Source organism: Vibrio coralliilyticus ATCC BAA-450, from assembly GCF_000176135.1.
Taxonomy (GTDB): domain Bacteria; phylum Pseudomonadota; class Gammaproteobacteria; order Enterobacterales; family Vibrionaceae; genus Vibrio; species Vibrio coralliilyticus.
On record NZ_ACZN01000016.1, the window covers coordinates 522,806 to 543,637 of the forward strand.

The 20,832-nt window shown below is 45.7% G+C and carries 21 protein-coding genes; 9 read left to right on the forward strand and 12 right to left on the reverse strand.

The window, feature by feature from the left end; genetic code table 11:
- Nucleotides 1-79: 79 nt before the first annotated feature.
- From dgcA to VIC_RS13515, 3 genes are all read right to left on the reverse strand, one after another.
- The gene (dgcA, locus tag VIC_RS13505; RefSeq protein ID WP_006960501.1) at nucleotides 80-1,060 is read right to left on the reverse strand and encodes an N-acetyl-D-Glu racemase DgcA; all 981 of its coding nucleotides are present in this window, start codon (nucleotides 1,058-1,060) and stop codon (nucleotides 80-82) included.
- A gap of 8 nt (nucleotides 1,061-1,068) precedes the next feature.
- Nucleotides 1,069-2,073 carry an N-acetyltransferase DgcN gene (gene dgcN / locus VIC_RS13510; protein ID WP_006960503.1) on the reverse strand — a complete coding sequence of 335 codons (1,005 nt, stop codon included), beginning with the start codon at nucleotides 2,071-2,073 and terminating at the stop codon, nucleotides 1,069-1,071.
- Between the two features lie 98 nt (nucleotides 2,074-2,171).
- Nucleotides 2,172-3,056, reverse strand: coding sequence for a LysR family transcriptional regulator (locus tag VIC_RS13515; protein WP_039951923.1), 885 nt, complete (start codon nucleotides 3,054-3,056; stop codon nucleotides 2,172-2,174).
- A gap of 151 nt (nucleotides 3,057-3,207) precedes the next feature.
- Between VIC_RS13515 and yegD the strand changes: the two genes are divergently transcribed.
- The 3 genes from yegD (at nucleotide 3,208) to VIC_RS13530 (ending at nucleotide 6,787) form a co-directional block, all read left to right on the forward strand.
- Nucleotides 3,208-4,560, forward strand: coding sequence for a molecular chaperone (yegD, locus tag VIC_RS13520; protein WP_006960507.1), 1,353 nt, complete (start codon nucleotides 3,208-3,210; stop codon nucleotides 4,558-4,560).
- A 389-nt stretch (nucleotides 4,561-4,949) separates the two neighbouring features.
- A complete protein-coding gene (locus VIC_RS13525; protein WP_006960509.1) occupies nucleotides 4,950-5,981 on the forward strand; it encodes a porin in 1,032 nt (343 codons plus the stop codon).
- Nucleotides 5,982-6,172: 191 nt separating this feature from the next.
- Nucleotides 6,173-6,787, forward strand: coding sequence for a fumarylacetoacetate hydrolase family protein (locus VIC_RS13530; RefSeq protein WP_006960511.1), 615 nt, complete (start codon nucleotides 6,173-6,175; stop codon nucleotides 6,785-6,787).
- 175 nt (nucleotides 6,788-6,962) lie between these two features.
- Here VIC_RS13530 and VIC_RS13535 read toward each other — a convergent pair whose 3' ends face one another.
- The 3 genes from VIC_RS13535 to VIC_RS13545 form a co-directional block, all read right to left on the reverse strand.
- Nucleotides 6,963-7,271, reverse strand: a complete 309-nt coding sequence (locus VIC_RS13535) for an AzlD domain-containing protein (protein WP_006960515.1) — start codon at nucleotides 7,269-7,271, stop codon at nucleotides 6,963-6,965.
- Entirely contained in the window at nucleotides 7,271-7,987 is a 717-nt protein-coding gene (locus tag VIC_RS13540) for an AzlC family ABC transporter permease (RefSeq protein WP_172854073.1), read from the reverse strand. Before VIC_RS13540 ends, VIC_RS13535 begins: the two co-directional genes overlap by 1 nt.
- A 76-nt stretch (nucleotides 7,988-8,063) precedes the next feature.
- Nucleotides 8,064-8,891 carry an AraC family transcriptional regulator gene (locus VIC_RS13545; RefSeq protein ID WP_006960519.1) on the reverse strand — a complete coding sequence of 276 codons (828 nt, stop codon included), beginning with the start codon at nucleotides 8,889-8,891 and terminating at the stop codon, nucleotides 8,064-8,066.
- A gap of 211 nt (nucleotides 8,892-9,102) precedes the next feature.
- On the opposite strand from VIC_RS13545, the gene VIC_RS13550 reads away from it, so the two are divergent.
- The 6 genes from VIC_RS13550 to VIC_RS13575 all read left to right on the forward strand — a co-directional run bounded on the left by VIC_RS13550 (nucleotide 9,103) and on the right by VIC_RS13575 (nucleotide 14,067).
- Entirely contained in the window at nucleotides 9,103-9,741 is a 639-nt protein-coding gene (locus VIC_RS13550) for a LysE family translocator (RefSeq protein WP_039951926.1), read from the forward strand.
- Between the two features lie 49 nt (nucleotides 9,742-9,790).
- A complete protein-coding gene (locus tag VIC_RS13555; RefSeq protein ID WP_006960523.1) occupies nucleotides 9,791-10,210 on the forward strand; it encodes a GNAT family N-acetyltransferase in 420 nt (139 codons plus the stop codon).
- 83 nt (nucleotides 10,211-10,293) lie between these two features.
- Nucleotides 10,294-10,659, forward strand: coding sequence for a hypothetical protein (locus VIC_RS13560; RefSeq protein ID WP_039951928.1), 366 nt, complete (start codon nucleotides 10,294-10,296; stop codon nucleotides 10,657-10,659).
- Nucleotides 10,660-10,752: 93 nt separating this feature from the next.
- On the forward strand, nucleotides 10,753-12,855 hold the full coding sequence (locus VIC_RS13565; RefSeq protein WP_006960531.1) for a protein-disulfide reductase DsbD family protein: 2,103 nt from the start codon (nucleotides 10,753-10,755) through the stop codon (nucleotides 12,853-12,855).
- Entirely contained in the window at nucleotides 12,855-13,355 is a 501-nt protein-coding gene (locus VIC_RS13570; RefSeq protein WP_006960533.1) for a redoxin domain-containing protein, read from the forward strand. Before VIC_RS13565 ends, VIC_RS13570 begins: the two co-directional genes overlap by 1 nt.
- Nucleotides 13,356-13,365: 10 nt before the next feature.
- Complete coding sequence (locus tag VIC_RS13575; RefSeq protein ID WP_006960534.1) at nucleotides 13,366-14,067, forward strand: DsbA family protein; 702 nt, start codon at nucleotides 13,366-13,368, stop codon at nucleotides 14,065-14,067.
- Nucleotides 14,068-14,113: 46 nt separating this feature from the next.
- Here the strand turns inward: VIC_RS13575 and VIC_RS13580 are convergent, their stop codons facing one another.
- The 6 genes from VIC_RS13580 to VIC_RS13605 all read right to left on the reverse strand — a co-directional run bounded on the left by VIC_RS13580 (nucleotide 14,114) and on the right by VIC_RS13605 (nucleotide 20,832).
- Nucleotides 14,114-15,433 carry an O-antigen ligase family protein gene (locus VIC_RS13580; RefSeq protein WP_039952045.1) on the reverse strand — a complete coding sequence of 440 codons (1,320 nt, stop codon included), beginning with the start codon at nucleotides 15,431-15,433 and terminating at the stop codon, nucleotides 14,114-14,116.
- Nucleotides 15,434-15,491: 58 nt separating this feature from the next.
- Nucleotides 15,492-16,049, reverse strand: coding sequence for a hypothetical protein (locus tag VIC_RS13585; RefSeq protein WP_006960538.1), 558 nt, complete (start codon nucleotides 16,047-16,049; stop codon nucleotides 15,492-15,494).
- Nucleotides 16,050-16,203: 154 nt separating this feature from the next.
- Complete coding sequence (locus VIC_RS13590) at nucleotides 16,204-16,896, reverse strand: VpsP family polysaccharide biosynthesis protein (RefSeq protein WP_006960540.1); 693 nt, start codon at nucleotides 16,894-16,896, stop codon at nucleotides 16,204-16,206.
- Nucleotides 16,896-19,100, reverse strand: a complete 2,205-nt coding sequence (vpsO, locus tag VIC_RS13595; RefSeq protein WP_006960542.1) for an exopolysaccharide regulatory tyrosine autokinase VpsO — start codon at nucleotides 19,098-19,100, stop codon at nucleotides 16,896-16,898. The genes VIC_RS13590 and vpsO overlap by 1 nt, the downstream gene beginning before the upstream one ends.
- Nucleotides 19,101-19,109: 9 nt before the next feature.
- Nucleotides 19,110-19,628 (reverse strand): exopolysaccharide export protein VpsN, encoded by a 519-nt coding sequence (vpsN, locus tag VIC_RS13600; protein ID WP_006960544.1) that lies wholly within the window; start codon nucleotides 19,626-19,628, stop codon nucleotides 19,110-19,112.
- A gap of 4 nt (nucleotides 19,629-19,632) precedes the next feature.
- Nucleotides 19,633-20,832 carry an outer membrane beta-barrel protein gene (locus VIC_RS13605; protein ID WP_006960547.1) on the reverse strand — a complete coding sequence of 400 codons (1,200 nt, stop codon included), beginning with the start codon at nucleotides 20,830-20,832 and terminating at the stop codon, nucleotides 19,633-19,635.

A 20,832-nucleotide genomic window follows, 5' to 3' on the forward strand; every position in this document is an offset into this window, starting at 1 on the left:
TTTTGATCAATAAGTAAACAGAATCCCCCGAATAAACAGTTTATATTTAATTCGGGGTTATAAAATTGGAAGGAATATATTATTTTTGATGATTGTTTAAATCTAAAGTTCCAGATTGATAAATTAAGCCATCAGGGATATCCGTGCCAAGTAGCACTGGCCCGTCCAAGTCAACAATCTCTGCTCGGGTTGCGATAGGTAAAGCAGCCTTCATTGCTAACGAGGTACCGAGCATGCAGCCCACCATAATAGAAAACCCTTTCGCTCTGGCTTCTTGTTCCAACGCCAGTGCTTCTGTTAGGCCGCCCGATTTATCTAGCTTAATATTGATCATCTCGTAACAACCCTCTAAGCGGGAGAGGTCGCTACGCACATGGCAACTCTCATCAGCACATATAGGAATCGGATGTGAGATCCCCTTTAATAAACCATCTTGACCTTTGGGAACGGGTTGCTCGATCATAGTGATATTAAGCTGTTCTAATGCTGAAAATAGCTCGCCGAGATCTTCATTCTGCCAGGCTTCGTTGGCATCAAGGATAATTTTGCATTCTGGCGCTGCACGTCTAACGGCAGTGACTCGCGGTACAATGTCTTTGTCGTCCAGTTTGACCTTGAGCAGAGTGGCGCCCTGCTCGATATAATCACTGGCTTGTTGCGCCATTTTTTCTGGTATATCGATCGAGACCGTCATCGCTGTCTCGATTTGTGAGCGGATATCAAAGTAGGGAGATGGAAAGTGTAATCCGTCCGTCTTTGCAATCAAATCCCATAATGCACAGTCGAGCGCGTTTCTTGCGGCTCCAGCCGGCATTTTCTGCAGCGCGACTTTTGCTTCAGCAGCGGAAAGCGTTTTCAACGTAGGAATAATTTGATGAATTTGCGTCAATACTGATTCAACGCTTTCGCCATACCTCGGGTAAGGTGTACATTCTCCCATCGCAACATGAGATAGATGGTGGATCTCCACTCGAACTACATCACAATGCGTTCTTACTCCTCGCGAGATGGCAAAAGGACGAGCTAGAGGAATTGATTCACTGAATGCTGTAATGTCCATGTTTAGCCTCACAGAGTTTTAACATGTGCTGCAATTGCATCGATGCCGAATCTGACTGGGTCGGTGACCGGAACCTGATGTTGCTCTTGCCAATCGGCACAAAGCGCCATGGCATCTTCTTCACTAATAGCAGAGGTATTCAGACTGATACCTGCCAGTTGAGCATTAGGATTCGTCAGTTGTGCAGCTGCGAGGTTAGCACTTATTGTTGCTTCAATCGTTGGTAATTCACAATGCGGTAGGTGGCGAATGTGAGGGCGGCCAATTTCGTGGCATAGCACCAAAGCATCTGCCTGCGCGCCGTGTAGTAAGCCGAGACTCACGCCTGCAAAAGAAGGATTGAACAGTGAGCCCTGGCCTTCGATGATATCCCATTCGTGATCGGTAAATTCAGGGCTGACTTTTTCTACAGCGCCTGAAATGAAATCCGCAACAACCGCATCAATCGATATGCCTCGTCCGTCAATTAAGATGCCCGTTTGACCTGTGGCTTTAAATTGTGCTGAGACATTAATATTGTGCAGTGCTTTTTCTAATGCCAATGCTGTAAACATTTTACCGACAGAGCAATCCGTACCGACAGTTAAGATACGTTTCCCTTTGCGTGGTATGCCATTGCCGACTTCCAGGTTTTGGTCAAAGTGACGAACATCGTGCAGTTTAGTGATGCCTTGTTGTTCCAGCTCGGCCAGTTCAGGGATATCTTTTAGTCGTTGATGCATGCCGGAGGCAATTTCAAAGCCTAGCTCTGCTGCTTGAATTAAGCACTCTTGCCAGCTCTCAGGTATGAAGCCGCCTGCATTGGCGGTACCAATGACGAGTGTTTTTGCTCCCTCATTTTTTGCTTCTTCTAGAGTTAGGTTGGGCAAATCAAGAGTGACAGTGTCACTCGTTAGGCGTAACTCACCAACACATTGTTCAGGTCGCCAAAGTGCAATACCTCGTGCCGTTTTTGCTGAAATCGGGTCGGTAACGTCGCCAAGAAAGAGTAAGTAAGGTTGAGCAATAGACATAAAGCATCCTTGATTAACAGAGTAAGCAGATGCATACACTCTATTGAACTCAATGCTTTATGCCGAATACCTATTTGTTGCTAGGGTATAACGTTAAGCTATACACCTTGTCGCGCGGCTTCTTGAAGGCACTCAGCGAACCACTTGGCTGAAACAGAAAGCGGGTAATGCTGGCAATAAATCAGGGAGACGTTTACTGGTATCGCTGGCATTAATGAAGCACATTGGATCTGCGGATACGATTGATAATGCTTGGCGGTCCAAGGATCGATAATGGCGTTTGCCGCACCATGCACGACCATTTCCGCGGCAACATTATAACTTCTAACGCTGACCTTTGGGTGAAAGTTTGGGGCGACGGCATGAATGGATTGGTGCAGCTGAAACCCAAGTGGATCTCGCGTGTCGAGTCCAACCAGTGGCAACGAACTCTCTAGTAGTTCCTGAAGTGTGACTGAGTGCTGAGCGATCGTCTCTGTGGGGGTCAGCACCTTCATTTCTGTGTTGAGTAACGTGTCTTGAACAATGGAAGAAGCGCTCTCTTCCCCAAAGCATACAGCGAGGTCTAATTCGTTTTTTACTAGACCATCAATCAGTTCATCTCGATTTGCAGTGCACACTTCTAAGGTATAGTCCGTGTTATTGCAAACCTCTGCTATGACCGGTGCGAGGAAACCAGAGGCAAGTATTGGCGGTGAACCAATGCGGAGGTGATGCTGTCCATGCTTGAGTTTGCTGGTTAAACTTCGAAATTGACCAAGTTGTTGGTAGATCTTTTCCGCCTCTGTAATCAGAGATTGGGCCTCCTGAGTAGGAACCAGCCGACCTTTTACTCGATCAAATAGCGTGAACCCTAATTGCTGCTCAGTATGAGCCAGTACTCGGGTGACATTGGGCTGTGAAACATGAAGCTGCTTGGCTGCCCCTGACACTGTGCCAGCGTGCATGACGGCATAAAACACTTCTATCTGGCGTAGATTCACTTCCTCGCTTCCCTAAGTACATGAACGGATAGCAGCCACTTTAAAACAAATGGATGCAGTTAAAAAGAATTAACCTAACTGGGTTGACCTGTCTATAAGTGTAGGCTTTACTGTGCGGCCCGATTTTTGGTAGATGATAAAGAGGTGATTGATGGCGATTGGATTCGATTATGGAACGGCTAACTGTTCGGTAGCGGAATTGGTCAATGATGAGATCAGGCAGATCCCTCTGGTTGGAGATAGCTACTATATCCCATCTACTTTATGTGCGCCAACAGCGGAAGTTGTCTCTGAATATTTGTTTCGCTGTTTAGACATTGAGCCTGGTAGCGAAATCAGTGAAAGCGTACTGCGTCGAGCAATTAAGCTTAATCGCGAGGAAGGACTGGAAGTACGCTCTGACGATATTCGATTTGGTCAACAAGCCTTAGAGCTCTATCTGGAAGATCCCAAGGATGTTTATTACGTAAAGTCCCCCAAATCGTTCCTTGGGGTGACAGGCCTGCGTGATATGCAGTTGGCCTTCTTTGAGGACTTGGTCTGCGCAATGATGGCTAATATCAAAACTCAGGCAGAATGTTCACTTCAAAAAGAGATTTCACAGACGGTCATTGGTCGTCCAGTGAACTTCCTTGGTCGTGGTGGAAATGATTCTAACCTACAGGCAGAAGGTATTTTGCACCGCGCTGCCCGCCGAGCAGGCTTTAAAGATATCGAGTTTCAGTTTGAGCCTCTGGCGGCAGGTTTAGATTATGAAGCGAGCCTTGAGCAGAATAAAAATGTGCTGGTTGTTGATATTGGTGGTGGTACAACAGATTGCTCATTTGTTCAGATGGGTCCAAGTTGGTGTGGAAAACAGGACAGAAGTGAGTCTTTAATTGCTCACTCTGGGCAACGAATTGGCGGTAATGACCTAGATATTTTCACTGCCTTTAAATGCTTTATGCAGGAGTTTGGTATGGGGTCAACTAGCCAGTCTGGCCTAGACATCCCAACCACTCAATTTTGGAACCCCATTGCAATCAACGATGTTCAGGCCCAGCGCAAGTTCTACGCACATGAAAACCTCAAGCAGCTACGACTATTGCTAAAGGAAGCTCGTGAACCTGAAAAACTGGCTAGACTAGTCCAATTGCATCAAGAAACCCTTGGTTACTCGGTGATTCGAGAAGCAGAGCAAACTAAGATAGCGTTGGCTGACGCGGTGGCTTACAACGCAAATCTGGATCTACTTTCTGAAGTGGTTTCACTATCTGTAACACGCCAACAAATGGAAGAAGCCATTGTCAATCCAACTGAGAAAATCAAAGCGCTGGTTATCGAAGCTATTAAGCAAAGTAGTATCAAGCCTGATGTGATATACATGACAGGGGGCTCAGCCCGTTCACCTATCCTCACTGGGGCAGTGAAATCCGTACTTCCTGACACACCTGTGATAAGCGGGAACTATTTTGGTTCGGTAACGGCAGGGCTTGCTCGCTGGGCAAATACGATCTTCAGATAGCGGATGTAGAGTAACCAACTAGGTTGTTCCACCATTGCACTTTGCCTAATTACTATCCTGTTAATTTGACTGGATTTAGCTTTAAAAGCCCTCTATTGATAGAGGGCTTTTTGCTTTTTTCAAAAAAGTTCCGTTTAAATTTCAAAAAGTGTGAACTTGATCGAGAGGTAAGAAAAGGCCTCTTCTCTCACTAAAAACTTTAATACTTTCATGTGGTTAAAAATTGTTCACATTTTTGTTATTTGAGCAATTTCTAATAAATCTTCAAGCTAAGCACTTGGTTGCACTTCATTTTTAAATATTTCGTACTACGTTTTAATTGTTCGTGATGCTTTGGCCCTACAGGCCAGACACGGACAGAAGTTACAAACCTAAACGGACGTTAAGTTATGAAAATTAAATTATTAGCCGCTGCGATTGCGGCAACAGCATGTGGTACTAACGCTTTCGCTGCAGAAATCTACAATAGCGAAGGTTCAACAATTTCTATCGGTGGCTACGTAGATGTGGGTATCGGTGAGTATGACTCGGCAGATGAAGTGGAGGTGCATGATGTGTCTCCTCGAATCAACATCGCTGGAACACAAGATATCGGTAACGGCTTTACTGTCGATGCGAAAGGGGAATGGGCTCTAAACTACCTTGATGGTGGTGACACTTCTTTCACTACTCGTTTGGGTTACATTGGTGCGACTCATGAGCAGTTCGGTCGATTTGTAGTCGGTACTCAGTGGTCTCCATACTACGATATCGCCGGTGTTGCGGATTTACCAATCGCATTCGCCAATGACTTCTTATATGACGATCACAACAATCTCGGTACAGCTCGCGGTGAAGACATGGTCAGCTACCGTAAAGCGATCGAGCTGGGAGACATGGGAAGTCTAAATCTAGGCTTAGCATGGCAAGGTAAGCATACTGCAACCACGGATACTCAAACCGTTTCTGGTGGCACTGTTACGACGACTCGTACAAGCAAAGAGTACGACGCACGTGGTCAAATCGCATTGTCGATGAGTGTTTACGGTTTTAACCTAGGCTATTCATACAACGGCGGTGATGTAGACAACGTAGATGCGCATTCGCACGCGTTTGCTTTTAGCTCTGGTTCATACGGTGACGGCCTATACTCTGCTGTTGTTTATGCAATGAATGAGAATATGAATGGCTTCGAGGAAAGCGATGAGTATGAAATCCTTCTCGCTTACGCATTGGGTAACGGTTGGAACTTAAGCGTCAACTACGAAGCTGAAATTGATGACAAAGCTAGTAAAACTCAGTACAGCGAATCTGCATTGCAGGCAGAGTACACCTTTACGCCTAATTTCATGGGCTTTGTTGGTTATCAGTTTGACCTAGGCAATGACATTAACGTGAAAGAGGAAGACAATTGGACCATTGGTGCTCGTTACTTCCTATAAATCAATAAGATCTACTGCCTCAACACGTAATTGTGTTAGCGCCTATCCAGTGTTGGATAGGCGTTTTTCTGTTTTCTGGGATGGGTGTACCAATTATGGGGATTGGATCTTAGTTTCGAAACACGATGGGTTAATTCATTAATTTGTTGAATTAATATTGGCGTCCGGAGTAGAACGATCAGGGAAGCAGCATGAATTCGGTAAAACTTGGCGATAAAAGTATCTATCCTAGCAAAGTGGTTTGCGTAGGACGCAATTATCTTGAGCACATCAAAGAGCTAAATAATGCAGTACCGGATGAAATGGTTGTGTTCAACAAACCGCCTTCTTCTATCTCTTCTCAGTTAATATCGCACCACGGTGAAACGCTACACTACGAGGGCGAAATATGCTTTATCGTAAGTGGAGGTCAATTGAGTGCGGTTGGGCTCGGATTGGACCTAACCAAACGCGAGTTGCAATCCAAACTTAAGAATAAAGGGTTACCGTGGGAGCGCGCGAAAGCTTTCGACGGCTCAGCTGTATTTAGCCGCTTTATTTCTTTAAATGGTATTGCAATTGAATCTCTGGAAATTGAGCTGTTTATTAACTGTGTTCGTGTTCAAAAGGGGGCCGTCAACCAAATGATGTATCCGCCCCAAACCATTCTTGAAGAGCTCAGAACATACACCACTTTAAATGATGGCGATATCGTAATGACAGGCACTCCACAAGGCGTTGGTGAAGTTCATACTGGTGATGTGTTCCTTGGACGATTAAAAGCTGTAGGTAAAACGCTGATCGAAATTGAATGGTTAGCGCAATAACCCTTTACCTTTCTCCTAGGGAAAGGATTAACCTCTGAATTCTGGTTAACTCAGAGGTCATTATTATGGGATGTTGTAATCAAGCTCCAAAAGGTGGTACTACTCAGCTAGGTGTACTGGTCAAGTGGGTCACGATACTAGGATGTGGTGTTTTGTTATTGGCTTTGATATTCGGCTAAAGCAGCTTTAGGCCAACAAACACCAACATACTGGCTAAGGTCGTCAGTAACACATTCTTAGTTTTCCAAGCCAAGATTGCCGCCAATATTGCAGAAAGTAGGTATGGGTTGTCTGGCGTAAGCCAGAGCTGCTTCTCAGGCATAAATACAATAGGAGCCCAGATTGCGGTCAGAACTGCTGGGCTTGAATAGCTGAGCAGGCGATGCGTTTTTGGGCTTAATCGTAAAGGTAGTCTAGGCTCAAGAAAAACATAACGGCTTAGGAAAACCAATGCTGTCATGGCTAAAATAGAAAGCATAATCATTATTTTGCCCCTCTTACTGTCTCGCAAACATAGCCCGCCACCATTCCGCATACGCTAGCAATCATTAGCCCTGACTCAATTTTCAAATAGCTGCAGACCACCGAGACGAGAAGCGAAGTTAACACCGCCATTAATATAGGGAAGCTTTTGATGTTGGGTGTGACAATTGCAATAAATGTCGCGGCGACCGCAAATTCCAATCCGAGCTCATTCATTGCTGGGATTTGGCTGCCAGCAATGATGCCAGCCAAGGTGGCTAGGTTCCAGCAAAGGTAAAAGCTGAGTCCAGCGCCGAGTGCATACCAGCGATTGAACTGCTGTTCTGATTGTTGACCACACAATGCAAACAACTCATCAGTGAGTAGAAAACCCAACCCTAATCGCCATTTGAATGGTAATGGGCTGACTTTACTGCGCATAGATACGCTGTATAAAAAGTGGCGTGAAGTAATAAAGAAGGTTGCCAGCAGCATAGTGGCGAGTCCAGCTCCGGCTTTTAACATACCTGTTGCCACAAGCTGAGCTGAACCTGCAAAAAGAATCGCCGACAAAGCTTGGCTTTCTATCACAGTAAGACCGGCATCAATGGCAAAAGATCCTGCAAGCAGCCCCCAAGGAATAACGGCAAGGCTCAGAGGCATCATAGCGAATGCTCCTTGCATGAATAATCGTTGTTTACTTGGTGTGTATGGAGAATTCAATGTCGTACTACTCATAAAAATTTGATTGGTTGTTAGACTTGTAATTATTAATACACACGTAAAACCGCGTGCCTTGTATAAAATTGCGCAGCTAAATGCTGTTGGCGTATTGCTTTGGGGTGACCCCCATAGCTCGTTTGAAGTGGCGATGAAAGTGGCTTTGATCGTGGAATCCGGATTCTTGAGCAACATCGGATATTTTCATTCCCTGACGCATCAGTCGCTTCGCGAATCTAAGTCGTGATTGGATTTGGTAGGAGTGTGGTGGCAACCCATACGCTTTCTGAAAGCTTCTCACAAGATGAAATGGGCTTAATCCTGCAAGCTTGGACAGATCTTCCAATGACACATTCGCCTGTGGAAAGTCATCTAGAAACTCCTTAACGATACCAATCTGCTTAGAGCTAGATGTTATCAAATCGCTGGATTGTCGGCTTTTGCTATGGCGAGCGATGAGTTTAACCAGTGTGCCGTAAACCAACGTTTCTCTAAGTAGTTTATTGTCCGACTTTTCTAGTACGTCAAATACCAGCCTTAGCTGTTGTGCCATTTCAGGGTCGTATACGACTGGCTCTGGGAAATAAGGGGCAGATAATGCTGGGGTTAAACCTGAAGTTATCTGAGAGAATTGTTCAGGAAGAGGGTACATGGCTTTGTATTCCCATCCTCCTTCAGTCGCCGTCTGGCCGTTATGCACTTCATCCGCATTGACTAAGATAATGCTGTCTTGAGGCGCAATATGATTGCCTCCGGTTCGATAGAACTTTTGCGCGCCTTTCTCTATAACACCAACGGTATAGCCTTCGTGGCTGTGGCGTGAAAAGTTTTGATGAGTATATTTCGCATCGAGTAACTCTAGCCCACCAAGCTCAGAAGCAAGTTGAAAACGTGCCGACTCCTTCTTTTTGATATCAGCCATTCCTAGAAACTCCACACTTAAAACTCTCACCAGTCTAGCTTATAAGTTTCGCTTATTTTTGTACAAAATTGCTTTCCTTTTAAGAAAAAGTTAATAGTCTGTGATGGTTTTATGTGTTGCTTTTTTGCTCATTAATTGAGTTTTATACCTAGTTATTGATCTTTTTTTGATATAAAATCCCGCGTTTTATTGATTGTCTAATATAATAATTATGATTGATATGTCTGTGCTTCCAGTTTATTTAACTGCAGTGGTGGCACTTTTATTGTTGCCTGGCCCGGATATGCTTCTGATCGCCAGCTCAAGTATGAGTTATGGTCGTCGAGTAGGTGTTTTTGCCAGTTTGGGTAACGCGACATCAGGAGTGATCTTAACGCTGCTTGCTGCCGCAGGCGTCTCAGCCTTGGTGGCTATGAGCCCTTTAGCTCTCAAAGCACTTCATTTTCTGGGCGGCGCTTATTTGTTAAAAATGGGCTGGGATTGTCTACGAGCGAGTGACAGTGGGAATCCTGATTTGGACCCGTCAAATAAAATGGTTGGGACTTTCTATCAGAGAGCATTGGTCAGCAATCTGCTTAATCCTAAAGCTTTAGTCTTTTTTGTCATGTTCTTACCTCAGTTTGTTTCGGTAAATATAGAGGCTTCATCTGGAGAACAAATGTTGGCATTGGGGTTACTGCTCAATGTGCTAGGGCTGGCGTTCAACTTCCTGTTAGTTGCATTGGTGGGTACTTTAGGTAAACCACTGCTTGAAAATGCTAAGTTCCGAACATACCAACATAAGTTCATGGGGCTGATTTTTGCCATTCTGGCATTTTGGATGCTAAGCTCGTTTATCGCAGAGTTGTAATATAAGGCCAGCAATTGCTGGCCTTATTTGTTAAGAGGAAAGGACGTCTATGCACATCAGTTTCATGTTGAACCCGCCAAAGAACATTAAAGATGCTATCTACAATGGGCTGAAATCATTTAACCTCAAGCATTTTCCTGATGAAGACATTGTGTCGTTGGCGTGCATTGCTGAAAATGAACAAGGTGATTTTGTTGGCGGATTAACGGGTGAGATTTTTACAAATACACTTTTTGTTGAATTTTTATGGGTAGATGAAGTCAAAAGCTCTGCTGGCACGGGTTCTAGCTTAATGGCTAGAGTCGAGCGAGAAGCTAAAGCCCATGGCGTAACGGATATTTACTTGGATACCTATTCGTTTCAGGCTGCGGAATTTTATCTCAAGCTTGGTTTTAAAGAAGTTGGGCGCTACGAAGGTTTCCCAACGGCAGGCGTTGATAAGATTTTTTTACAAAAGAAAATTGTATAGTGAAGTTCTGATACTACACTAACATTCACTTTAGCCGCATACCCATAATGGGGCGGTTTTAATCCTCGGGTTTTACAGAGTTAATGATCAAGCGTTTGAAATCTGCAGTGATGGCGAGAATTACCTTACTTTTGGTTGGGTGGGTTTTTGCTATCTGCTTTATGCAGAATACCAGCATCATTAGCATGTGCTCGTTTAAGCAGTCTGCTCTTACCGACACAATTCAGCTCACCGATAACGGTGATGGCATTCAAAAACAGTGTGACCTGACAGAAAAGCTGCTCAGCAGTGCCAAGGTTAATCTTGATAACATGATGGTACCGATGTTTTTGTTCATCGTGGTCATCGTTGCCTGGCTGGATCGGAGTCGACCAGAAGCCCCATCCTTTACCGAACCTATCGTCCCAAAATCTAGGGTTCACCTCACATTGTGTGTTTTCAGAGAATAAATTCAGTCATGTGTTTCTGACTTCGGTCAGAGGATTTAATGCGTCTGTTATATCAACCATTTACAAAAAATGGTGACTATTTTGGAAATACACATGAGAAGTTTATTAAAAGACATGGTCATGAGTGCAATCTCTCTGTTGTTTGCACTGAGTACCTTGCTATTCACCACCCAAGCCTTTGCAGAAGTCGATACCGGCTGGATGACCAAACAGGAGCATCCACCACTCAAAACTCGCTTTGTTCTTACGGGTCAGGCTGACGCTGCGAGTAAAACCGTCGAAGGCTTTCTAGAAGTTGAACTGGATGACGACTGGAAGACCTACTGGCGCAGCCCGGGAGAAGGTGGTGTTGCTCCTTCTATTGATTGGGGAGAGTCGACCAATCTTGAAAACGTAGAGTGGCACTGGCCTTACCCGGAACAGTTCAGTTTGCTTGGCATTAATACACTGGGCTATAAAGATAAAACCGTGATTCCTATGACGTTAGCAGTCAAGGATTTTGCTCAACCCGTTGTATTGGATGCCAAGCTAACGATGTCGTCCTGTACCACGATTTGTGTGCTTACGGATTACCCATTTTCACTCACTTTCACCCCAAGTGAGCTGATTATCAATCAAGACGCACTTTATACGCATGCCCAAGCCATCAGCCAGGTACCTAAGTCTTCGCCTTTATTGTCGAATGCAAAAGCGACCTGGGATGCGAATGCCAATGTTCTTCAAGTTCAGATGAGCAAAGCGCTTGGTTGGCAGGACCCAGACTTTATTGTCGATGGGCATTCGGATGATGCAAAGGAGTACAGCTACAAACTGACTGGCTATAGTGTTGATGGAGATACAGTTACGGCAACGTTTGATGTGTCGAGTTGGTTAGGCGACATCAACTTCATTGACCAGAGTATTTTCGTCACGGTTCAAGACAACAACTTTCTGGCTGAACAGGATGTTATGGTCTCAAATGGGGTAGTGACCAAGACCGATATCTCTCTATTGCATATGATTGGCTTTGCTCTATTTGGCGGTTTGATTCTTAACGTCATGCCGTGTGTTCTACCTGTCTTGGGTATGAAGCTAAGCAGTATTGTGGCAGTGCAAGGTGTTGAACGACGCCAGATCCGCTGGCAATTTCTCGCGTCTTCGGCTGGTATTCTTACCTCATTCTGGTTGCTGGCTGGTTTCCTGTTGATACTTAAGCTGACCGGAAATGCAGTGGGTTGGGGGATTCAGTTCCAAAGCGGTTGGTTTATCGCCATTATGGTGCTGGTCACCAGTCTATTTGGTGCCAATATGTTGGGGTTGTTCGAGATTCGCCTGTCTTCGAAAACCAATACTTGGGCTGCATCAAAAGGCGATAATTCCTATGCCGGACACTTTACCCAAGGCATGTTTGCCACCTTGCTTGCCACTCCGTGTTCTGCCCCGTTCCTAGGAACAGCGGTAGCTTTTGCATTAGCCGCTAGCTCACTGGAGCTGTTTACGATCTTTACTGCCTTAGCCGTTGGAATGGCGCTTCCTTGGATTGGTGTTGCGCTTTTCCCAGGTATTGCGAAACTGCTGCCGAGACCAGGCGCATGGATGAATAAGCTCAAACTCTTGTTTGGCGTCATGATGCTGGCGACCAGTATTTGGCTACTCACGTTACTCAATAACCACATTCCTCCGTTCTGGACGCTGCTTATTGCCTTGGTGGCATTTGTTGTTGTACTGATTCGCGTGAAAAAGGTGTATGGCGACAAAGCCATGGCGATTTCAGGTGGTGGTGCTGTACTCTTGATAGCGGGCGGTTTTGTTCTAGCGAGCATGACCACTGATCACTGGGCAACCCCCTTGCCAGATGAATTGGTTTGGAAGCGCTTATCTAATGAGCGGATTGAGCAAGCCGTTGAACAAGGTCAAACGGTGTTTGTTAACGTGACGGCAGATTGGTGTGTTACCTGTAAAGCGAACAAAATTGGCGTCATTCTACAGGATCCGGTCTATTCGGCACTGAAGCACCCATCGGTCACTTTGATTGAAGGGGACTGGACGCATCCTGATGGTTTAGTGACGGATTATCTGCGTGCCAATGGCCGATTTGGTGTGCCGTTTAACATTGTCTATGGGCCAAGCGCACCCGAAGGTATCCCATTGCCTGTTATCTTATCAAGCGAGGCTGTGATGGAAGCCATTGCAACTGCTGGGGGAGGGAACAGTTAGTGAAACGTTCTCTGCGTTACTGGCTTAAAGAGATTTTGATTCTGGTGGTATTAGCTATTGCGATTTCTGCGGCAATAGACTGGTTTCGTAGCCAGAGCCTACCGACTGAATCGGCGCCGCCGATCACGGGTGTCACTCTGGATGGAGAGTCAGTCGATGTGATTGCCATGAGCTATGAGCAGCCAGTGATGGTCTATTTCTGGGCGACTTGGTGTCCTGCGTGTAAGTTTGTCAGCCCAACGGTTGACTGGTTGAGTCAGTACTATCCGGTCATCGGTGTCGCTGGTTCGTCAGGAACCTCCGCTCGAGTTCGCCAGTTTATGCAGGCTCAAGAGTATCAATTTAGCAATATTAATGATGAAAGAGGGGAGATATTTAATCGTTGGAATATCTCCGTAACCCCAACCGTTTTCATAATCAAAGATGGCAAGGTGGAAAGCATTACAACAGGCATCATTACACCACCGGGTATGTTAGCCAGACTTTGGTTAAATCAATAGGAACAATAAAGTGATTAAGAAATTAACAATAGCACTTGCGATGGGCGTTATGGCGCTATCGCCTCTGGCTCAAGCTCAAAATCAGGATGAGAAAATCAACGAAATTGTCGAGATGCTCAAAGCCAATCCAAGTGTCGTCGACGGGCTTCATGAGAGTCTGGGCATGTACGTTAAACAGCAGCAACAATTTGATCAGTTGCTATCGAGCAGCCAAGCGTACATCAATGACCCTAAGCACACCTCTATAGGGGCAGAAAATGCGGAGTTAACCTTGGTTAACGTGACGGATTACAGCTGCCCTTATTGTAAGAAGCTAGATCTTGAATTGCAGAAGCTGGTAGAGGACTACCCGCAGATCAAAGTCGTTAACTTGTATGTTCCGTTGAAAGAAGGTTCTTCGAGTGTTAACTCGGCGGGTTATGCTTTGAATGTGTGGCAAAACGCACGTGCCAAGTATCCTCAAGTTCACGAGTTGCTAGTGGCGAAACCAGGTACTCACGATGCAATTTCTCTGGCTAAAATCGCCAAGAAAACAGGTACAGAGCAATACCTGAACAACCCTGAAGACATTGAAAAGCAGTTGGAAAACAATTACGCGTTGTTCAATGGCTTCGGTTTGCGTGGAACGCCTGCTTTGATTGTCGGCGAGAGCGTGATACCAGGTTATGTGCCTTACGATAAACTGGAAGAAATCGTAGAGAAGCAATTGTAATGAAAAAGGAACACTCCCTCATTGCGAGGGAGTGTTCGCTTACTCGCTAGTCATCTGAGCGTTTACGTTTTACGGCAGGGATGGCAAAAGCCCAGTGAGCGATGAGTAGACAAAGTAAGAAATAGATAGTCGTTGCTGGTGCTTGCAGTGGGAAATCAACACTCATGTGGATCAGCATCCCTAATATAGCCATAAAAGCCCCAAGCCCTGCCCCTTTCATCTGACGGCTACGTCGATTTCGAAAAGCTTGAATCGACTTAAGCAGAGCGGCGACAACAGCCACTGCCAGTATTGATGTACCAATCAGACCATACTCGAAGACAAACTGGATATAGTCGTTGTGGGCGTGATCGTAAAATAGCTGAATCTTTCCGTTGTTGTAGGCCTGAAACGACGAGTAAAAACTGCCTCCCCCCAAGCCAAGCAGAGGTTGATGTTGAATTGCCTCCAATGCGGCGTAAACCACGTCGTCACGCGATTCGTTGCTCAGGCTGGTTTCCACCAAACGTTGTTTGACTTTTTCTAGGCCAAACCAAGTGCTGACGATGACCGTATCGATCACAAACAGGCTGGCAATCAAAACGTACATACTTTTAGGCTTGTTCTGATACAGGAGCAACAGAAGCAAACTGCCTGTGGTTAAGGCGATGAAAAATGCCACGTTCCCCATTCTTGAACGCGTCAGCACTAAGGCAATCACCATGATAATCAAACCCAGGCGGATAAAAGCCTTATCGGACAGGAATACAGCGAAGAAGCGCTGTGCCGATAGGGTGATGCTTTGCTTTTGACTGTCTTGCAATTGGGAGATCAGCAATCCAAAACCAATGCATAGGTTAATCATCAGAAAGTTGGCTAAATGATTGTGATAAACGAAGCTACCAGACGCTCGATGTCCATTGGGTAAATCAAAAACGGGTGATAAGGGAAGATCAACCAACTGAATGACACCGGCATAAAACCCCTGACATACACCGCTGCTGACCATGACAAGAATTAGCGCTTTGAGGCGCGGCATATTGGTGATAACGACGGAAGCGATCAGGCAGATCTGCAAATAATGCAGCGTTTTAACTGAGGAAACGAGTGCTAGGCCGGTGTCCTCAAACGAACCAAAGGGAAGAACGGGTTGAATAAAAGCCCAAAGGGTAAATATTGCAAGTGGGATCAATACCCACCGAGTTCGTTTTAATTGATGTAGCCAGTGGTCAGTGGAAAAACACAGAATGCAAAACAGTAGTAATCCCGCTACGAAGAATTCATTGATCGACCACGCCCAAGGTCTGTTTCCTCCGAGAGGGATCGGTAGCCAAAATACAAATAAAAGAAACAGTGGGTAGATCAGACGTTCAAGATAATTGGTCATAAAAACAGCACAAAAAAGAGGCAGGCTCATGGCCTGCCTTGAATAGACATATCAAAACTCAATTTGGCGAGGCAGTACCACCACCGCTACCATTGCCAGTACCTAATGCGGTAGTTGCGCCTGGATTAACCGCTAAAGGTGGAGCGGTTGCAATACCCGCAGCGGTTGGTTCACTGATTAACGCCGGGTCAGCGCCGCCTGAAATCGCGGCAATCAGAATGTCTGTTGGGTCGAGCAAATTGAGCTCGGCGACAGCGTCGACGATATCCTGAGCATAGTCAGGAGCAGAGAACACCGCTTGTTGGATAAGCTGTTCGTACGCATCTGGATTGGCGTGGCTAACCACAATCGCTGTTGCTTTGGCGATTTGTTCAGGTGCCAGAGATTGTGTTGCCGCTTCGAGTACAGCCAGACTGTCATCGGAATGGCTTTGAGCAGCAAGAGAGAGAATATCGGTCGTTTGGTCAGGACAGCTGGTTAGCAAACTGGTGAGAGTTGAAGTCAGGTCCGTTGCGCTATCTAAGGACGCTTGGACAGCGTCGAGATCGGAACAGGCCACATTTGGTGTTTCTTCTGCCATTGTTTGTGCTGAAAACGCAAGGCTCGCAATCAACATCCATATTCTGTTTTTCATGGTGATAAGTCCTGAATACTCAATGTGAGCGTTAATAAGGCCAGTATATGGTCTTACACTGATTAATCGACAATTATTGATTTAACATTCTGTTTTTCTTAAAAATGATTCGCTCGCATGTTCAATTATGAAACACTCATACTTTGAGATAGCGGCACGAGCCAATCGACGTATAGTCCACATCCTGCATCTGCTTCATCACGATACAAGCAAAACGAAACTTGTTACTTTGCGTTAGGTAATCGCGAAATGTCTGGCGAACGTCTTTGTGTTTGATAGCTCGATAAATGTGTGGCATCGCTAGCTTCCTTTCCTTAGGTGTGAATGTCTGCCAGTTGGAAAGTGCCAGCGTTGCAATTTTTAGGTTCACCTCAGGAATAAAGGGACCGTGAGTATCTGCTTGGATCAGGTATTGGCTTCGATTAGCCCCGCTGAGCTGAGTTTCTAAAGCCGCTAGGTTCGCCCAGGTGTTCGGCCAGTTAGGTCTGAGCTCTGTACTATGGATATACGCTTGCTTAGCCAAACTCAGATATTTGCCTTTCTCTGATTCGTCGCTGATATACGCCTTCCACTCGTACACTTTTCCTTGTAAGTCAAAGTAGTGAGGGTGAGAAGAATGGTGATTAAGGCTGGCGTCGATCAGTTTCTCAGCGCTTTCTATTTCGCCTAGCTGCGGCTTCTCTTCTGACGCGTTCCAGTGCTCTATTTTATTTGAAACCGCTTTGGCGTAGAGCGAGGCCACACCAAAGTGATACGAAATAAACAGAATGAACATGGCTGAGGCAGCTAGCCCCAGCTTAAACAACAAAGCGGAAACCTTGCCTTTCATTACGCGTTTTCGACTCCGTAATAAGACTGATACTGTTTGTAGCCGCTGTAAGCGGACGCTTTTTTAACGTTCAGCTTGTTAAGGATCACACCGTCAATCCTTGTGCCTTGCTGAGCGAGCTTGCCAACTACATCACGTACTGTTTTGGTTCGAGTATGCGAAGCATTGATGACGATGACCGCTGAATCAACATATCGCGATAGCATGAAGGCATCACTGACAGCCAGACAAGGTGGTGTGTCGATGATGATGCGATCGTATTTAGTTCTCAGTTGCTCAACGAAATCGCCAAAACCTGTTGAAGAGATAAGCTCAAGTGGGTTGTTGGTGTAAGTCCCAGCGGCGAGAATATCCAGCTCCGATTCCTCATCGTGATAAATGCAATCTTCGATAGCGTGAGTTTTGGTTAAGATGTTCGTCACACCTGGTTGCGCAGAAGGCAGGCCAAATCGTCGCGCGACAGTCGGTTTTCTCAAATCGCAGTCGATCAGCAAGGTCTTTTCCATTTGTGCTAATGACAGCGCCAAATTGAGTGCTGAAGTGGTTTTCCCTTCATCGGGTTGTGAAGACGTCACCATGACAACAGAATTGGACTTGTTTGAGTTCGCTAGCAAATATCCTGTACGCACTGTTCGAACGGCTTCAGTCAATTGACGGTTGCGCTCATCGAAGTAGGCTTTGCCATCCAGTGGGCGTTTGGTTTTTAGTGCTGGAACGATTCCCAGAATTTCGAGTGACAACTGCTTTGATACCTGTTTGATATCGGTAAAGGTGTCATTGACTGCATCAGCAACGAATGCCATCACGCAGCCAAAACTCAAAGAAGCTAGGAATGCTAAGATAACGATCATCTTACGGTTTGGTTTGCTTGGTGCAAGCGGAGGGCTCGCATAGTCGGTAAAACGTGCAATATTGGCGTTGAAATCGCTAGACGCATTGGTCTCTTTCTGGCGACTAAGGAACAGGTCAAACAGCTCACGGTTTGTTTGTACTTCGCGCTTCAACTCAGAGTATCTAGCGTTCTTGACGGTCAGAGCCTGAAACTCAACTTTGCGTTTTTCTAGTTCGCCACGAATGGTTTGCTCGGCTTGTCTGGCGGCTTTAAGCTCGTTATTGATGCCATTGAGCAGTTGGTTTAACTCTGAGCGCAGGTTCTTCTTAACGGATTCTAACTCTGCAATTGCTGCTTTGAGCTTAGGGTGCTTAGGGCCGTAACGCTTAGATAGTTCCGAAACTTTTCGTTCAGCCTGAACTTCCGCGACTTTGACATCACGAATGGTTGGATGGTTAGAAATCTCTGGTACCGAAGCCAGCGCTGACAACTGATTAGAGTCAGACTTGTAGTTTCTGGCTACTTGATACAGCGTTTCAGCAGCAACGCGACGATCGCGAGCTTTGTTTAGTTGAGAAGTGAGCTCAGCTAGCTCTTGTGAGGCGAGGCTTTCCACCCCTTGGATATCAACTAGACCTTCTTGTTGTAAGAACGCTTGTAGCTGAGCTTCCGATTGACGCAGTTTTTCGCGCAAATCGCCAATACGCTCATTTAACCAGCTCGACGCCTGCTGAGTGACCTCAATTTTCGCTTCAATATTGCTGTCCATGAAAACGCGTCCGATTTCATTAGCGATTTGCGCGGATAGCTCTGGGTCTCTGCTGGTATAAGAGATCTGTACAAGCTGTGTCTTACGGATCGGGTTGATCGCTAATCCGCGTTTGAACTTGTAAAGTACTAGCTTGTTTCTTGCGTAGTCTGACTGCTCAAGCTCTTCATTGGGTAGAGACTTTCTAAAAGCTTGCAGGACAGGAAACCATTCCATCAAGCGATCTTTCAAAGAAACGTTGGATTCTTCCTGTGCGCGCGGATCAAACTCAGGGTGACTGGTCAGATTGAGACGACGAATCACTTCTTCGGAGACTCGGTCTGATTTCAAAATCTCAATCTGAGTGAGATAGTATTCCTGACTCTTGGTGTCTAAGCCGTAAAACTCTTCAATGGAGATGATGTTGGCTTGCTTAGACTCAATCAGAAGTGTTGCTCTTGCGGTGTATTTTGAAGGCAGTGAAAGTACCACCAATATCGCCAGAGCAGTGACCAGTATTGAGAAAATAATGATGCGCCACTTATAGTTAAGCAACACTTTAAAGTATTGGCGGATATCAATGAGCTCTTCTTTGCTCACCGGAGAATTCTGGGTATTTTCCATAATATTCAATTAAAAGAAGCTTTCTTCAACGGTGATAATGTCACCAGGTTGGATTCGGTGAAGTAGGGAGACACGAGTTGGTTTTGAATCTGGCTCGTCGCTGGACGAAACGAAGATTTTTGACTTTGAAGCTCGCTCAGTAAATCCACCCGCAATAGTAATGGCCTTATTCACGGTTAGCCCGGGATGAAACGGGTAACCGCCAGACGTGATGACTTCGCCGTTGATAAAGTAAGGACGATATTCCACGACACTGACGTAGACGTTCGGGTTGACCAGATAGCCGTCAAGCAATCCATCATGAATGGACTGCTTGACTTCTCTTAGAGTGCGGCCTTTGAGAGCGATGCTGCCAAGGAAAGGGTAATCGATAGAGCCACTATCGCTAACGCGGGTTTCTAGTGACAGTTCAGGTTCGTCATAAACCTGCACCTTAATCAGATCGCCAACGCCAAGACGATAAAGCTCATCGCTAGCAAAGACTTGAAACGAAACACATAGCAGCAGAATTGAAAATATAGACTTCATGAGCTTACATCACACCTTCTACTGCTACGTAGTAGACAGACTGGTCATAGCTAAAGTTGCTTAGATTAGAATCACGAGATTCGTAAGACACCCCGCCTTTGAACGTCAACCAACGACGAAAATCGTAATCAAGATAAACACTCGCTTTGGAAGTATCGTCTTTGCGACTACTGTCAGTGTAATCTTCAGACAGATAAGAAAGCTCAGTATGCGTAGAGATAATTTCTGACCAGTTGTGTGACCAATTAGCGTTGTAGACTGAGGTATCAATTGCACCACCCAAGCCATTAGGGTCAGTGGACTTACGGCTAGATTTCAGTTCGAGTGCTGAGTAGCTTCTCAGCATGTATGCAACGTCAACATCCCATGAAAATGAGTCAAAATCCTCTCGCTGTGATGCGTCAAACTCTTTGTTCTGATAACCGATTTTAACACTGCCGCGTAGCTTACCGGTGGCATCCCATGAGGTGCCTAAGTAAACAAAGTGGTGCAAGCTATCACGCTCGCTGGAACCCGGAGCGACTTCGTTGTAGCTACGGTCATTGACGATGTACTGCGCTAACAGCGATGTTTTAGGAAACGCCTTGTAGAAGAAAGCGGTACTGAATCTTCCTTCGTCCCAGTCTTGGTATCGGGTCACATTTCGGTTGTTCTTGTATGACAAATCACCCCAGCCAACATTCGCTTCTATTTGCCCTTTTGCTTCGGTGCTGCCATAGCGATAGCCAAGGTTGAACGAATTAGAGACATATTTGTTGTAGTCGAGGTTGGAGGTTGTATCGTTGTCACCACGGTTTTCATGCGTTTTGGCTAAGCTGTAGCGTAGATCAAGCGCATTTCTTGAGTTCGCTTCCCAGTAACTGGTCAGGTCAAGAAAGTGATCGGTATAGTTGTCGCGTTGTGAGCTAAAAAACTCACCGCGCTGGATGCGATAGCCAAGATTGTGCTTTTGTTTGTCACTTTCCAGCTCAAACCCGACACCGGGTTCATAGACAGCGAACCAAGAGCTGGTTTCATCAAACTCTTCTTTCGCCACGTTACTGTTGTAGCCACTGTAGAGGTTCAGGTAAGGCACAATTGCGATACCCGATTCTGTTTCAATTGGCACAGGTGTTGGCGCCGCATAGACCGAATGAGAAACCGCAAGAGTCAGAAACCCGCTTGTGATTGATGTGAGTTTGTTGAATCTATTCATAATAAACAT

Coding starts and splice junctions, on each gene's coding strand:
- vpsN (WP_006960544.1), bottom strand. CDS start 19,628: ATGAAGTCTATATTTTCAATTCTGCTGCTATGTGTTTCGTTTCAAGTC.
- VIC_RS13545 (WP_006960519.1), bottom strand. CDS start 8,891: ATGGCTGATATCAAAAAGAAGGAGTCGGCACGTTTTCAACTTGCTTCT.
- VIC_RS13540 (WP_172854073.1), bottom strand. CDS start 7,987: ATGAGTAGTACGACATTGAATTCTCCATACACACCAAGTAAACAACGA.
- dgcA (WP_006960501.1), bottom strand. CDS start 1,060: ATGGACATTACAGCATTCAGTGAATCAATTCCTCTAGCTCGTCCTTTT.
- vpsO (WP_006960542.1), bottom strand. CDS start 19,100: ATGGAAAATACCCAGAATTCTCCGGTGAGCAAAGAAGAGCTCATTGAT.
- VIC_RS13525 (WP_006960509.1), top strand. CDS start 4,950: ATGAAAATTAAATTATTAGCCGCTGCGATTGCGGCAACAGCATGTGGT.
- dgcN (WP_006960503.1), bottom strand. CDS start 2,073: ATGTCTATTGCTCAACCTTACTTACTCTTTCTTGGCGACGTTACCGAC.
- VIC_RS13550 (WP_039951926.1), top strand. CDS start 9,103: ATGATTGATATGTCTGTGCTTCCAGTTTATTTAACTGCAGTGGTGGCA.
- VIC_RS13565 (WP_006960531.1), top strand. CDS start 10,753: ATGAGAAGTTTATTAAAAGACATGGTCATGAGTGCAATCTCTCTGTTG.
- VIC_RS13580 (WP_039952045.1), bottom strand. CDS start 15,433: ATGACCAATTATCTTGAACGTCTGATCTACCCACTGTTTCTTTTATTT.
- VIC_RS13590 (WP_006960540.1), bottom strand. CDS start 16,896: ATGAAAGGCAAGGTTTCCGCTTTGTTGTTTAAGCTGGGGCTAGCTGCC.
- VIC_RS13555 (WP_006960523.1), top strand. CDS start 9,791: ATGCACATCAGTTTCATGTTGAACCCGCCAAAGAACATTAAAGATGCT.
- VIC_RS13530 (WP_006960511.1), top strand. CDS start 6,173: ATGAATTCGGTAAAACTTGGCGATAAAAGTATCTATCCTAGCAAAGTG.
- VIC_RS13605 (WP_006960547.1), bottom strand. CDS start 20,832: ATGTTTATTATGAATAGATTCAACAAACTCACATCAATCACAAGCGGG.
- yegD (WP_006960507.1), top strand. CDS start 3,208: ATGGCGATTGGATTCGATTATGGAACGGCTAACTGTTCGGTAGCGGAA.
- VIC_RS13535 (WP_006960515.1), bottom strand. CDS start 7,271: ATGATTATGCTTTCTATTTTAGCCATGACAGCATTGGTTTTCCTAAGC.
- VIC_RS13585 (WP_006960538.1), bottom strand. CDS start 16,049: ATGTTGATTGCGAGCCTTGCGTTTTCAGCACAAACAATGGCAGAAGAA.
- VIC_RS13560 (WP_039951928.1), top strand. CDS start 10,294: ATGATCAAGCGTTTGAAATCTGCAGTGATGGCGAGAATTACCTTACTT.